The 14,890-nt window shown below is 44.0% G+C and carries 9 protein-coding genes; 7 read left to right on the forward strand and 2 right to left on the reverse strand.

Going from position 1 to position 14,890, the window contains the following annotated elements; genetic code table 11:
* Window positions 1–65 precede the first annotated feature (65 nt).
* Both NVS78_RS13520 and rlmD read left to right on the forward strand, forming a co-directional pair.
* Window positions 66–749: an SIR2 family NAD-dependent protein deacylase gene (locus NVS78_RS13520; protein ID WP_286359635.1), complete on the forward strand. Its 684-nt coding sequence runs from the start codon at window positions 66–68 to the stop codon at window positions 747–749.
* Window positions 750–856: 107 nt separating this feature from the next.
* Window positions 857–2,260, forward strand: a complete 1,404-nt coding sequence (gene rlmD, locus NVS78_RS13525) for a 23S rRNA (uracil(1939)-C(5))-methyltransferase RlmD (protein WP_286359636.1) — start codon at window positions 857–859, stop codon at window positions 2,258–2,260.
* A 64-nt stretch (window positions 2,261–2,324) separates the two neighbouring features.
* Here the strand turns inward: rlmD and NVS78_RS13530 are convergent, their stop codons facing one another.
* Window positions 2,325–2,942 (reverse strand): WbqC family protein, encoded by a 618-nt coding sequence (locus NVS78_RS13530; RefSeq protein ID WP_286359637.1) that lies wholly within the window; start codon window positions 2,940–2,942, stop codon window positions 2,325–2,327.
* A gap of 390 nt (window positions 2,943–3,332) precedes the next feature.
* Here NVS78_RS13530 and NVS78_RS13535 point away from each other — a divergent pair, with 390 nt between their 5' ends.
* From NVS78_RS13535 to glgP, 5 genes are all read left to right on the forward strand, one after another.
* Window positions 3,333–5,315: an alpha amylase C-terminal domain-containing protein gene (locus NVS78_RS13535; RefSeq protein ID WP_286359638.1), complete on the forward strand. Its 1,983-nt coding sequence runs from the start codon at window positions 3,333–3,335 to the stop codon at window positions 5,313–5,315.
* 45 nt (window positions 5,316–5,360) lie between these two features.
* Window positions 5,361–7,316 (forward strand): amylo-alpha-1,6-glucosidase, encoded by a 1,956-nt coding sequence (locus NVS78_RS13540; protein ID WP_286359639.1) that lies wholly within the window; start codon window positions 5,361–5,363, stop codon window positions 7,314–7,316.
* Window positions 7,317–7,366: 50 nt separating this feature from the next.
* The gene (locus tag NVS78_RS13545; protein WP_353620739.1) at window positions 7,367–8,671 is read left to right on the forward strand and encodes a glycosyltransferase family 4 protein; all 1,305 of its coding nucleotides are present in this window, start codon (window positions 7,367–7,369) and stop codon (window positions 8,669–8,671) included.
* A 57-nt stretch (window positions 8,672–8,728) separates the two neighbouring features.
* On the forward strand, window positions 8,729–10,132 hold the full coding sequence (locus NVS78_RS13550) for a glycoside hydrolase family 57 protein (protein WP_286359640.1): 1,404 nt from the start codon (window positions 8,729–8,731) through the stop codon (window positions 10,130–10,132).
* Between the two features lie 79 nt (window positions 10,133–10,211).
* Window positions 10,212–14,456, forward strand: coding sequence for an alpha-glucan family phosphorylase (gene glgP / locus NVS78_RS13555; protein WP_286359641.1), 4,245 nt, complete (start codon window positions 10,212–10,214; stop codon window positions 14,454–14,456).
* A 36-nt stretch (window positions 14,457–14,492) separates the two neighbouring features.
* On the opposite strand, the gene NVS78_RS13560 is transcribed toward glgP, so the two are convergent.
* A complete protein-coding gene (locus tag NVS78_RS13560; RefSeq protein ID WP_286359642.1) occupies window positions 14,493–14,831 on the reverse strand; it encodes a translation initiation factor in 339 nt (112 codons plus the stop codon).
* Between the last annotated feature and the right edge of the window lie 59 nt (window positions 14,832–14,890).

Raw genomic sequence — 14,890 nt, forward strand, 5'->3', positions numbered from 1 at the left:
GAGATAATGAAATGATTTTTTTAGTTAACTTGCATGACATTATGAATCGTAAATTTGATTTGATCATGAAGAAGTTAGTAGTTTTAACAGGGGCAGGAATGAGTGCGGAGAGTGGCATTCGGACGTTCAGGGATAGCGACGGTCTTTGGGAAGAGTATAATGTTATGGATGTGTGTACCCCGGAAGCTTGGGAGCGTGATCCCGAATTAGTCAATCGTTTTTATAACGAACGCAGGAAGCAACTTTATGAGGCAAAACCCAATGCCGGCCATTACGGATTGGCTGAATTGGAAATGGGGTATGATGTTCAAATCATTACCCAGAATATAGACGATTTGCACGAGCGGGCCGGGAGTTCGAAAGTACTGCATCTTCACGGGGAATTGAAAAAAGTCAGAAGTAGCAAAAACCCGACTCTTATTTATGATCTGGAAGGTTGGGAGTTGAAATTGGGAACAAAAGGAGAAGACGGCTCCGTTCTTCGTCCGCATATCGTTTGGTTCGGGGAAGCCGTGCCGAATATCGAGCCGGCGATAGAATTAGTATCCCGGGCTGATATATTGGTTGTTATCGGAACCTCTCTTGCCGTTTATCCTGCGGCGAGTTTGTTGCATTACGCTCCGGCCGGATGTCGTATTTTGCTTATCGATCCTAAGATTCCGGAGAGCGTGAAAAACAGCAGAATCGAATTTATAGAGACAGGAGCGTCCGAAGGAGTTCGGATATTGAAAGAGAAACTAATGTCGTAACAGATCGGGCTATTTTACCTTTCCGGTCTTCTGTTTCATTTTAATTCGTATATTTGCCCTTCAAAATTTTGAGAGTATTAATCTGAAGTTTGAAGTGTTTTAAGTTTATGGGTAGAGGAAAGAAACCGTTACTGGAAAATATCGAAATTCAAAAAATTGCAGCGGAAGGTAAATCCATCGCATACGTGGATGAAAAAGTGTTATTTGTTCCCAATACCGTTCCCGGTGATGTTGTCGATGTCCAGGTAACCAGGAAACGAAAAAGTTTTTTGGAAGGTTTCGTGGTGAATGTGAAGAAATATGCCGATATCCGGACAGAGCCTTTCTGTTCTCATTTCGGAATATGCGGCGGTTGCAAATGGCAGAATCTGCCTTACGAACGGCAATTGGATTTTAAACAACAGGAGATCGTAGATAATCTGCAACGAATCGGAAAGGTTGAGCTCCGGAATGTATGTCCGATTATAGGTTCCTCGCGAACCCGGCATTACCGGAACAAATTGGAATTTACATTCTCGGACAAGCGTTTTTTAACTCGTGAAGAGATCGGTTGCGACCAGGAGATCGAACGCTCTCCGGCGGTAGGTTTTCATGTCCCGGGGCTTTTCGATAAGGTGGTAGACATTAAAACCTGTCATTTGCAGCAGGAACCGTCCAATGCCATTCGTAACTTTATACGGGATTATGCCGTTGCCCAAGGTTTGAGTTTTTATAATATACGGGAACAAAAAGGATTTTTGCGTACCTTAATTATTCGTACCTCCTCCACGGGCCAGATCATGGTTATTATTACTTTTGGACACGAAGAGCGGGAGGCAAGGGAATGTTTACTTCAACGTTTGGTCGGGGCTTTTCCGGGAATTACTTCTCTTATGTACGTGATAAACGAGAAGTTGAACGATACGATTACCGATCAGGAAGTAATTTGCTTTCATGGTGAGGATCACATATACGAACAAATGGAAGAGTTGAAGTTTAAGATCGGCCCGAAATCATTTTATCAGACCAATTCGGAACAGGCTTATAACCTGTACGCTCAAACCCGGGACTTGGCCGGGTTAACGGGTGATGAAACTGTCTACGATCTTTACACGGGAACGGGTACGATTGCTAATTTTATCGCTCGTCATGCCCATAAAGTAATCGGAATTGAATATGTTCCGGAAGCTATCGAAGATGCCAGAGTAAATTCTTCCATCAATGGGATTACCAACACGCTTTTCTACGCGGGAGACATGAAGGAGGTCTTAAACGAGGCTTTTATCGCCCGTCACGGCAAACCCGATGTGATTATTACCGACCCTCCGCGTGCCGGAATGCATCCGGATGTGGTAAGTACCATATTGAATGCTGCACCGGAGCGTATCGTTTATGTCAGCTGCAATTCGGCAACACAGGCACGCGACCTTCACCTGATGGATGCTGATTATAAAGTAATGGCAGTTCAACCGGTAGACATGTTTCCGCATACGCATCATGTGGAAAATATCGTATTATTGCATCGCAGGTAGAAGAGTCGCTGGTTCGGGTATTTCGGGTTCCCGAATATATGGATTTTTTAACGTGGAGTTTTTGCTATAAATAGAGAGTGGCATCGGGACCTTCGTTAAAGAGAAGATCCATGACACTGAGATTTGGGGCGAACGGAAAACGCTCGGCAAAAGTTTGATGGTAGGGTTTGGCAACAAAAGGATCGTTAAATCTACGCCGGGACGGTTTGGGGTGAATGACGTCCCTGAAATCATCGCAATGGTCGGGAGTGTTGACGTAGTCTGTCGACAGGGCGATCGTGTTATTTAAAGATAGGATATCAAGAATTTCGTGTATTATCTTCGTGTTCAGATCGAGCAGGTATTTCTCTTTTTTTGTAAAAAAAGAGGTGAAATGGTCCATGTAATAATCGTAATAAGGAGAATTTTTGTAAGCGGATTCGATACCTTTAAAATGAAGTTTTTGCCACGAAGTGGAGTAATCTATGCAAGTTTCTTTGGTTAATATTTTTTTACTCGTTGCTTTTATTACCGGAACGGATAAGGTCATCACTCCGTTGGCGGTCATGATGTCACAGCGGTTTCTGTAACTTTGTTTTCCGTAATGTTCGTATTGTTCGATAATAACTTCTTCGTAATCTTTTATTTTCGATAAGTATTGTATTGGAGGGAAATAAGCCGTATTTAATAAGATTTTTTTCATTCCGTGCGATTTTGGGACAAAAATAGAAAAATAAAGATTGTAGCTTGGAGTTTGATGAAAAAATGATTGTAAATATATGTAAATGGATATATTAATCTTTTCTTAAAATATAATATGTTAAAATTAGTATAATCTACTCTTGTTGGCTTAAATATTGTTATCTTGTAACCAATTTAGGTTATTTCAGAAAAAAACTCTTCAGGGAAATAAAGAAAGGAGTAAAATTAAAATTCCCGCAAAATAAAAAAGGTTTAGATTACAACTAAATGACTCAATTCTTCGTAATTTAGTAATAAAAATGTAACAGAAGATACATCCCAACGTAATGCAAAAATGGTTTATTTGAAGCAGGGAAGTGATTATTCAAAAAAATTAAATTAGATCAATTATATGAAACCGGAACTCGTGAATCAAGATAAATTATTGGAGCCTTTTGCGAAGGTTATTCAGGAAAGACATGAACGGATGCTTGCTTTGGAGAAGGAATTCACGAGTAGGGCAACGCGATTGGCCGACCTGTGTAATTCTTATTTATACTATGGTCTTCACAAAACAGACCGGGGATGGGTGTTCAGGGAATGGGCGCCGCATGCTACGGCTGTGTATTTGATAGGGGTATTTAACGATTGGCGGAAACATCCGGATTATGCCTTAAAAAAAATAAATAGTGAGGATTGGGAGATCGTATTGCCGGAGAGTGTTTTGTCTCATGAAATGCTTTATCGTTTGTTGGTGGAGTGGGACGGCGGAGCGGGAGAGCGTATCCCTACTCATGTCAGAAGAGCGGTTCAGGACGAGTATACCAAAATATTCAGTGCTCAGGTATGGGACCCGAAGAATCCGTATCGCATGAAATATAAATCTCCTCATCGTACTGTTCACCCTTTGATATACGAGGCGCACGTGGGTATGTCTACCGAACACAAGAGGGTTTCCACATTTACGGAGTTCCGTTTATTTGTGCTTCCCCGTATGGTAGATTTGGGATATAATACCCTGCAATTGATGGGGATTCAGGAGCATCCCTACTATGGTTCTTTCGGGTATCAGGTATCTAATTTTTTTGCCGTTAGTTCCAGATTCGGGACTCCGGAGGAGTTGAAAGCTTTGATTGATGCCGCTCACGGAATGGGAGTACGGGTTATTATGGACATTGTTCATTCGCATGCTGTCAATAATGAGATGGAGGGATTAAGTCGTTTTGACGGTTCGTACGATCAGTTCTTTTACCCCGGAGAACAGGGATATCATCCTTTATGGAACTCCCGTTGTTTTAATTACGGCAAGCATCAGGTGATTAATTTCCTGTTATCCAATTGCAAATATTGGTTGGATGAATTCCATTTTGACGGTTTTCGTTTCGACGGGATTACGAGTATGATCTATTGGGATCATGGGATCAATCGGGACTTCACGGATTACCGGATGTATTATGACGGCGATCAGGATGAAAATGCTATTGTTTATTTGGGTTTGGCCAACCGGGTGATTCATCAGGTAGATCCGGAGGCGATTACGATAGCCGAGGATATGAGTGGAATGCCGGGTATGGCTTTCCCGGTAGAAGAAGGAGGATTGGGATTCGATTTTCGTATGAGTATGGGTGTGCCGGATTACTGGATAAAGTTGTTGAAGGATAGGAAAGATGAAGAATGGCACGTGGGGGATCTTTTTTACGAACTGACCAATAAACGGAAAGAGGAACATACGATTAGCTATGCCGAAAGTCACGATCAGGCTTTGGTCGGGGATAAAACAATTTTTTTTCGGTTGGTCGATAAGGCTATATACTCTTCGATGAGTGTTTTTAATAAAAATATTCACATCGACCGGGGCATTGCTTTACATAAGATGATTCGTTTGGTGACGATAGGAACGGCAGGAGACGGTTATCTTTCTTTTATGGGGAATGAGTGGGGACATCCGGAGTGGATTGATTTCCCGCGAGAGGGAAATAATTGGAGTTACGATCATGCCCGGAGATTATGGAGCTTGGTCGATGATGAGCAGTTACGTTTTCGTTTTTTGAATGCTTTTGATCGGGCTATGATTCATTTCGTTGGAGAGAATCAGCTATTCGTGGGATATCCTTCTCCTTTGGTGAGGGATAACGAGAGGCAGATTTTGATTTTTACCCGGGGAGATTTTTTGTTCGTCTTTAATTTTAATCCTGAGGTTTCTTTTATGGATTATCAATTCGATGCTCCCCCGGGAAAGTATATAACGGTTCTGAATACGGATAGTGCGTTGTTTGACGGTTTCGGAAGGATTGACGAGAGCGTGGAACATTTTACGCGTTATATCGCTCCCGGTAGAAGCCAACTGAGTTTGTATCTTCCCGCCCGGAGTGCATTTGTTATGCATCGTTCGTGATAAGAAGGTAATAATAATTGATTTTGATATATTAAATGGCAGATTATGGGATATTTAAAATTCAATAAAGAAGAGTTAGTCAACTTAGAGTATGCTCTGCACCGGGAAGTTTTAGCGACCAATCGGGCGGGGGGATATGCGTCAACAACTATTGTTTGTTGTAATACGAGAAAGTATCATGGTCTACTGATACTTCCGATCGAAGAATTCGGCGGTATGAACCATGTGCTGCTCTCTTCGTTGGATGAGACTATCGTACAGCATGGTCAATCGTTTAATTTGGGTATTCATAAATATCCCGGCGTGTATGACCCCCGGGGGCATAAGTATATTGTCGATTGTGAGTATGAGCCTGTTTGGACGTTAGTCTATCGGGTAGGAGGGGTGGTTCTGAAGAAAGAGTTGATCATGGTGCATAACGAGGCACAAGTAATGATCCGCTATACCTTGGTAGATGCTCATTCGGATACGTTGTTGCGTTTAAAACCTTTTCTGGCGTATCGGAATGTACATGATTTGAGTAAGGCCAATATGATGGCCAATACGAAATACGAGTCGGTTACTAACGGGATAAGGTCGAGGTTATATGTAGGGTTTCCCTCATTGAATATGCAATTGAGTAAACCGAATGAGTTCGTGGCAGTGCCGGATTGGTATTACAATATCGAGTATCTGGAAGAGAAAGCGAGGGGGTATGACTATCGGGAGGATTTGTTTGTCCCCGGTTATTTTGAAGTTCCGATCAAAAAAGGGGAGAGTATCGTTTTCTCGGCTTCCGTGGAGGAGGTCAATCCGAACGTCCTGAGGCGTAAGTTTCAACGGTTGGTGGATCTGCGTATGCCGAGGGATAATTTTGAGAATTGTCTGAAATACTCGGCTTCTCAATTTATTGTTCATGACGGTAAGGATACGGAAGTGGTAGCCGGTTATCCTTGGTTCGGGCGTTGGGGGCGAGATACTTTTATCGCTTTACCCGGAATTACGTTGGCTGCCGAACAGGATATAAAAAGTTGTAAGGAGGTGATCGATACGATGGTCCGTCAATTGCATAATGGATTGTTCCCGAATATCGGAAAGCGTCAGGATGCGGCGTACAATTCGGTAGATGCCCCGATGTGGTTTTTTTGGACGCTTCAGCAATTGGACGATGCGATGAAAAAGAAGGGATTTATCTGGAAAAATTACGGGAGTAAGATGAAAGCTATATTGAAGGCTTTCCGGGACGGTACGAATCCTTGGGTGAAGATGGAGGAGAACGGTTTAGTCTGGGCGGAACAACCCGGTAAAGCCCTGACTTGGATGGACGCTATCGTGAAGGGAATACCGGTAACTCCTCGGAGCGGTTATGCCGTAGAAATCAATGCTTTGTGGTATAATGCCGTGTGTTACAGCTTGCGCTTGGCAGAGGAAGCTGCCGATCGCCGTTTCGTGGAAGAATGGAAAGAAATGCCGGGAAAGATTCGGGAGAGCTTCAATAAATTATTCTGGTATGAAGAGGGAAAATACCTTGCCGATTATGTAGATCATACCGGTCAGAATACCTTGGTTCGTCCGAATCAGGTTATAGCTTGTTCTTTGGTGTACTCTCCGATTAGCGATGATATGAAAGAGAGGGTGTTGCATGTGGTACGCCGCGAGTTGTTAACACCCAAGGGATTACGTACGTTGTCGCCTAAAAGTGCTTCATATAAGGGACGTTACGAGGGAGATCAGAATGAACGGGATTCGGCTTATCACCAGGGAACGGTTTGGCCGTGGTTGATCGGCCCTTACATCGAGGCCAGTCTGAAGCTGAGGGGGAAGCAGGCTTTGCCTGCGGTGAAAGAGCTACTGGCCGGATTCGAGGAAGATATGACCACTTACGGAGTTTGTTCTATCGCGGAAGTGTATGACGGAGACCCCATTCACAGACCTGGTGGATGTATCTCTCAGGCGTGGAGTGTCGGAGAGGTGTTAAGAAGTTTAGCGTTAATCAAAAAGTTTGAGAGGAAACGGGAATAGGAACGGAAGTTTCGTGTCTGGATTCTCAAATTTTGAAATCGAATTATGATATGAGTACAAGAGTATTGATGTTTGGTTGGGAGTTTCCTCCTCATATTTCGGGAGGATTGGGAACTGCCTCTTTCGGTTTAACGAAAGGATTGGCCGAATACGGAGTCGAAATAATGTTTGTGATGCCGAAAGCCGGGGGAGATGAGGATCAAAGTGCCGTGAGAATTATTAATGCGAGTGATGTTGAGGTCGTGAATACGTGTTCCGATCTGGAAGAGTATTGGAAGAATATTCATTTTATGGAGATTGATTCCAATTTGGTTCCTTATCTCGATCCGGAGGCATTTGAAAGAAGTGTTCATCAAACGTTGAAGGTCGGGGAAAAAGAGGAGAAAATATCTTTTCGAAATAAATTTCAGTTTTCCGGCAAGTATGGAGCTAATTTGATGGAAGAGGTGGCCCGTTACGCTATGGTTGCCGGGACGGTTGCCGCCAAAGAGCAGTTCGATGTGATCCATGCTCATGATTGGTTGACCTATACCGCCGGGATCGTGGCCAAAAAGATATCGGGCAAGCCTTTGGTGATCCATGTACATGCGACGGAATTTGACCGTAGCGGTGAACGGGTGAACCAGCAGGTGTACGATATTGAACGCAAGGGTATGGAGGAAGCTGACCGGGTGATTACCGTGAGCAATCTGACCCGGAATATAGTCGTTAATCGGTATGGGATAGATCCGGAGAAGGTGGTGACCGTTCATAATGCGGTAGATTTTCAGTCTCGTGAAGAGGTCGAGGTGGAATGCGGCGTGAAAGAGAAAATCGTTACTTTCTTAGGCCGGATCACCTACCAAAAAGGACCGGAATATTTTATAGAGGCGGCTCATAAAGTTTTGCAACGTTATCCGGACGTACGTTTCGTTATGGCCGGAAGCGGGGATATGTTGAATCGTTCTATTCGCCGGGTGGCGCAATTGAAGATGGCTACTCATTTCCATTTCACCGGCTTCCTGTACGGTGAGGAGGTTCCGAAGATGTTTGCTTATAGCGATGTATACGTGATGCCTTCCGTGTCTGAACCGTTCGGTATTACGCCGTTGGAGGCGATGCGTTCCGGAGTGCCGACCATCATATCCAAACAATCGGGTGTGGCAGAGGTGTTAAAACATTCGATAAAGGTGGATTATTGGGATGTGGATGCTATGGCCGATGCCATATACGGCCTGCTGGCTTATCCGGCATTGTCCGTGGTTGCAGGTCGTGAGGGATTGGAGGAAGTAAATCAATTGAAATGGAGAAATGCGGCTTTAAAAATTAAATTCATTTATGAAGAGCTTGTTAATGAGTTTAACGCGGGACGTTGAGGACGGAAAGGAATGAAAGAGCTTGTAAGTAAATAAAAATAAATAAAATATAAGGTTATGAGAAAGACATTATGTTTCTATTTCCAGATACATCAGCCGGTTCGGCTAAGAAAATACCGTTTCTTTGATATTGGGAAACGGAGTGATTATTTTGATAATTATATCAATCGTTCCACGATACGCCGAATCTCGGAGAATTGTTATTTACCGATGAATGCGTTGATGTTAGAGTTGATCCAACGTTACGGGGGTAATTTTAAAATAAGCTTTTCTATTTCGGGTTCTGCTATGGAGCAATTCGAATTACATGCTCCGGAGGTGATCGAGAGTTTTAAGCAGTTGGCGGCGACAGGATGCGTTGAATTTCTGGCGGAAACTTACGCCCACTCCTTGGCCTCGTTGTCCTCTACCGATGAATTCGAAGCCCAGGTGAAACAGCATGCCCGCAAGGTAAAAGAGTTGTTCGGACAACGTCCGGTAACCTTGCGCAACTCCTCTTTGATCTATTCGGATCAGATTGGCGAGCGTGTGGCGGCAATGGGGTATGAAGCCATGTTGACGGATGGGGCAAAACACGTGTTGGGATGGAAAAGCCCGAATTTTCTATATACCAATTCGATCAATCCCAAATTAAAATTGTTATTGAAAAACTCCAGGTTGAGTGATGATATCACCATGCGTTTTTCGGATCGGAGTTGGAGTGAATGGCCTCTGACAGCGGAAAAGTATGCCGGTTGGTTAAAAGAGAGTGTCCGGGAGAGTGAAATCGTCAATTTGTTTATGAATTATGAAACTTTTGGAGAGTATCAATCGCAAGAGAGTGGTATTTTTGATTTTATGCGGCATTTACCGGAGGCCGTCTTTGCTTCAACTGATTTTGAATTCTTGACTCCTAAAGAGGTTGTCAAGAAACATCAGCCGGTAGCTCCTTTGCATGTACCTTTCCCGATATCCTGGGCAGATGAAGAACGGGATATTACCGGATGGTTGGGTAATGAGTTGCAGGCCGAGGCTTTTGAAGAGTTGTATAAGATTCAGAAGAGAGTGAAGCGTATCAATGATCCCGTAGTGAATGAGGATTATAAACGTCTGCAAGCAAGCGATCATTTTTATTATATGGGGACCAAGCTTTTTTCCGATGGAGATTTCCGTCGTCATAGTTCGCCTTACGAATCGCCTTATGAAGCCTTTGTTAATTATATGAATGTATTGAGTGATTTTATCATAAGGGTTGATGATTTGGAAAAAAAGAGTAATATTGTATCGAAGAGAGAAATAATGCAGGAGGGTAAAATACCTCCCGAAAAGAAGGTTGCAAGATCTACCAAGCCTAAAGAGAAAACGTATGTCGTTTCTGCGGAAAAAGCTGGAAAGGAGGTAAAAGCTGGAAAGGAGATAGAAGGTAAGGGGAAAAAAGTAGAGAAGAAAACGAAGAATACGGTAACTAAAAAGAAAAAATAATCTTAAATAACCAAAAGCTACGATGTATGGGTTAGCGGTGTAGTAATGCCAATCTGTATTTGTAATTTAAAATTAAAACATGAACAATATAAAATTGAAAAATCCCGCCTATTTGTTTGAGGTGAGTTGGGAAGTGTGTAATAAAGTTGGTGGTATACACACTGTTATTTCCACGAAAGCCTTAAGTATGGCCCGAGAGTTCAAAAATAATCATATCCTGATAGGGCCGGATGTATGGAGGTACAATGAACCGAATCCGGAGTTTACGGAGGATCCGCATTTGTTTAAATCGTGGAGGGCCAAAGTATCCCGTGAAGGGTTGCGAATAAAAGTCGGACGTTGGAATATTGCGGGAAATCCGGTGGTGATATTAGTTGATTTTACCACATTCATTGCCCAAAAAGATCAGATATTGACCTCTTTCTGGGAAAAATTCCGATTGGACTCCTTAACCGGACAATGGGATTATATCGAACCTGTTCTGTTCGGTTACACGGCAGGAAAAGTCATAGAGAGTTTTGTACGCTACAATGCCTCTTCCCGCCAACATGTCATTGCTCAATTTCACGAGTGGATGACGGGCAGCGGTCTTCTCTATTTAAAAGACGTTCTTCCGCAGGTGGGATGTGTTTTTACCACTCATGCCACCGTGTTGGGACGGAGTATTGCGGGAAACGGACTGCCTTTGTACGATCACATACAACAGTATAATCCGGCTGAGGTCGCTCATCGTTTTCGGGTGGAAGCGAAGCAGTCAATGGAGAGCAAGGCGGCCGAATTTGCGGATTGTTTTACAACGGTAAGTGAGATTACGGCTGTAGAGTGTGCTCATTTTCTCGGGAAAAAAGTCGATATGATTACCCCGAACGGATTTGAAAATAGTTTCACTCCCCCGGATGGTATTTACTCGGAGAAGAGAGAAGCCGGAAGAAAGAGACTATTGAAAGTAGCTCAGGCATTATCCGGGAGGGCTATTTCTGAGGAGGCCTTTATCGTTGGAATCAGCGGACGTTACGAATTTAAGAATAAAGGAATCGATGTATTTATCGAGGCTTTGGGACGTTTGAACCGGGATCAGGGCAACACGAGAGAAGTCGTGGCATTCATTTTGGTTCCGGCCGGGCATCAAGGGGTAAATGCAGAGCTGATAAATAACATGGAGAAGCCGTATCAGGCTGTTGAGATCGTACATCCTTACGTAACACATCTGTTGACAGATCCGGATCATGATCCGGTATTGTTGAAGTTTGCCGAGGAACAACTGTTGAACCGGGAAGAGGATCGGGTAAAAGTATTTTTCAGTCCCAGCTATTTGAACGGGAGCGACGGGGTATTCGACGTACCTTATTATGATCTGTTGGTAGGTATGGATTTGACGGTGTTCCCCTCTTATTACGAGCCCTGGGGGTATACGCCTTTGGAGAGTCTGGCGTTTAAGGTTCCCACGATAACAACGACTTTGGCCGGCTTCGGATTATGGGTGGAGACTCATTATTCCAAAGAGCACCCCGGAATAGACGTTATTGCTCGGGACGACCGGAATAATGAAGTTGTCGTGCACGAAATAGCGGATAAAATAAAGGATATAGCCGTACTGACACCGGATAAATACCTTAACTACCAAGAAAATGCAAAAGAGGTGTCCCGGATTGCTTTATGGGAACATCTGATCACTTATTATCATAAGGCTTACGAAATTGCTTTGCAGAAGGTAGCTTTAAGAATTGAGGATATGCCTGTGAACGAGGCGGAAGAGGTGGCGTTTATCGACAAACAGATGATTAACACTACGCCGACCTGGGTGAGTGTGATCATTCACAGGTCTATTCCGGAACGCTTGTGCGCCTTGGAACAATTAGCCGATAACCTGTGGTGGTGCTGGAATGAGGAGGCCGTGGATTTGTTTAAGAGTGTAGATCCCTTGCAGTGGATGTTGACGCGGCATAATCCTATAGCCCTTCTGGATAAGATCTCTTTGAACCGTTATAAAGAGTTGGAGAAGGACGAGGAGTTCGTGCAGCGTTTGGAGAGAGTTTATGCTAAATTTAAGGATTATATGGAGGGAAAAAAGAAAATGAACGATCCTTCTATCGCTTATTTTAGCATGGAATACGGGTTGCATTCTTCTTTGAAAATCTATTCCGGCGGACTCGGGGTATTGGCAGGGGATTATTTGAAAGAGGCGAGCGACAAGCAAACCCGGATCACGGGTGTCGGTTTGTTGTATCGTTACGGTTATTTTACACAGAAGTTTTCGGCAGCTGGGAATCAGGAAGCGGAGTACGAAGCGCAAGATTTTATGAAAATTCCGGTTAATCCCGTACGGGATAAAGAGGGAAATTGGTTGACGGTAAGCCTGGCTTTTCCGGGACGTAACGTATCGGCACGGATTTGGCGGGTTGATGTGGGGAGAGTGGAGCTTTATTTGTTGGATACCGACTTCGAGGATAACCAGGAAGGAGATCGTTGCATTACACATTATTTATACGGCGGAGATTGGGAAAACCGTTTGAAGCAGGAGTTGTTATTGGGGTTGGGAGGTATTCAGGCTTTGCGTAAGCTGAATATTTCTGCGGATGTATACCATTGTAACGAGGGGCATGCTGCTTTTACTGGGTTGGAACGGCTGAGGGAGTACGTGGAGAACGAGGACCTTGCTTTCTCCGAGGCGCTGGAGGTCGTTCGCGCGTCATCGCTGTTTACGACGCATACGCCCGTGCCGGCAGGACACGATGCTTTCACGGAGAATTTGTTGAGGGGGTATCTTTCCTATTTCCCCGACCGGTTGAAAATAACTTGGGAACAGTTGTTGGCTTTAGGAAGAATCAATGCGGGAGATCCGAACGAAAAATTCTCCATGAGCTTTTTGGCGGCTAATTTATCACAGGAAGTGAATGGGGTCAGTTGGTTGCACGGGAAGGTCACCCGGGAGATATTTAAAGGCTTGTGGCCGGGATATATGCCCGAAGAGCTGCATATCAGTTATGTGACGAATGGAGTCCATTACCCTACCTGGACGGCTCCCGAATGGAAAGCGATCCATCAGGAGGTTTTCGGGGAGAAGTTTAAAACCCATCATTACGACCGCTCCTGCTTTGAAGGGATATATCAGGTGGATAACGAACGGATTATGGGAGTACGGGGCGTATTGAGGAGCCGGTTGATACGTCATATTAAACGTCGTTTAGCCGATGGAGGAGATACGGCCTATTTTACCCCGAAGGAGTTGGTAGAGATTAAAGATAAGCTGCGGGATGATATTTTGACTATCGGTTTTGCCCGGCGTTTTGCCACTTACAAACGTGCCCATCTTCTGTTTAGCAATTTGGATCGTTTGAACGAGATCGTCAATAATCCGGATCGTCCGGTACAGTTCATATTTGCCGGGAAGGCTCATCCGGCGGATCAGGCGGGGCAGGATTTGATCAAGCGAATCGTGGAGGTTTCCAAGTATCCGCAATTTTTAGGGAAGATCGTCTTTTTGCCTAATTACGATATGGATTTGGCCCGCCGGATGGTGCAGGGGGTGGACGTGTGGATGAATACCCCCACCCGCCCGCAGGAAGCTTCCGGTACGAGTGGGGAAAAAGCGGCTATGAACGGGGTTATGCATTTCAGCGTGTTGGACGGTTGGTGGGTGGAAGGTTATCAGAAAGGAGCAGGCTGGGCTTTACCCATGGAGCGTACCTATGAGAATCAAGAGTTCCAGAATCAACTGGATGCAGAATTGATTTATAATATCATTGAAACAGAGATCGCTCCGGTTTTCTACGCGAAAGAAGAAAACGGCATATCGTCGGCCTGGGTAGAGTATATTAAGAATACGATAGCCAAGGTCGCTTCCAACTTTACTTCGAATCGAATGTTGACGGATTACGAGGAGAAATTTTACTTGCCGATGTCCCGTCGGTATCATAAATTGATAGCCGATAATGATGCTTTAGCCATAGAGATTGCGGAATGGAAGAAAAAAGTCGGACGCGAATGGGAGAATGTAACCGTTGATTCGTTGACTCTTCCGGATAAGTCGAAACAGATCATCTCTTTAGGTAAGTCGTACGTGGGGAAAGTTCTTTTGGATATAGGAGATCTTTCGATCGACGATGTGGGAGTCGAGTTGATCGTTACGGAACAGGTAAACGGAAAAATGGTCGTTCGTTCTACCTATGATTTTGCCCCGATTTCTTTTGAAAACGGCAAGGCCCTCTATTCGGTAGAGATCACTCCGGACGATCCGGGGCTGTTTACGTTAGGTCTACGTATCTATCCGAAGAATCCTTTGCTACCGCACAGGCAAGATTTTGCTTTAGTGAAATGGTTGTAGCACGTAATAAAAAAGCAGCTTTAATAAGCTGCTTTTTTATTTGGCTCGGTAGTTGTTGTCTTTTAAAATGGTGAGTATTTTTTCTTTGAGCTCACCCTGAATAATGATTTCGCCGTCCTTCACGGAACCGCCGACCCCGCATTTGTTTTTAAGTAATTTGGCTAATTCTTTTAGATCGTTTTCTGTGCCGATAAAACCCTGCACGAGCGTGACGATTTTACCTTTGCGCTGTTTGGAATCGAGAGATACCCTGAGATTCTGTTTTTCCGGGACCAGCGTTTCTGCTTCTGTTTCTTCGTTGTATTCGTATTGAAAATCGGGATCAGTAGAGTATACCACGTTTATTTTTTCCTTTTTTTCTTTCTTATTGTTCATAGCGGATAATCGATTTATATTTATTGCAAATATAGTATTTTGATGTTGAAATATTATAT

The organism is Gabonibacter chumensis, from assembly GCF_024741215.1.
GTDB classification, from domain to species: domain Bacteria; phylum Bacteroidota; class Bacteroidia; order Bacteroidales; family Marinifilaceae; genus Gabonibacter; species Gabonibacter massiliensis.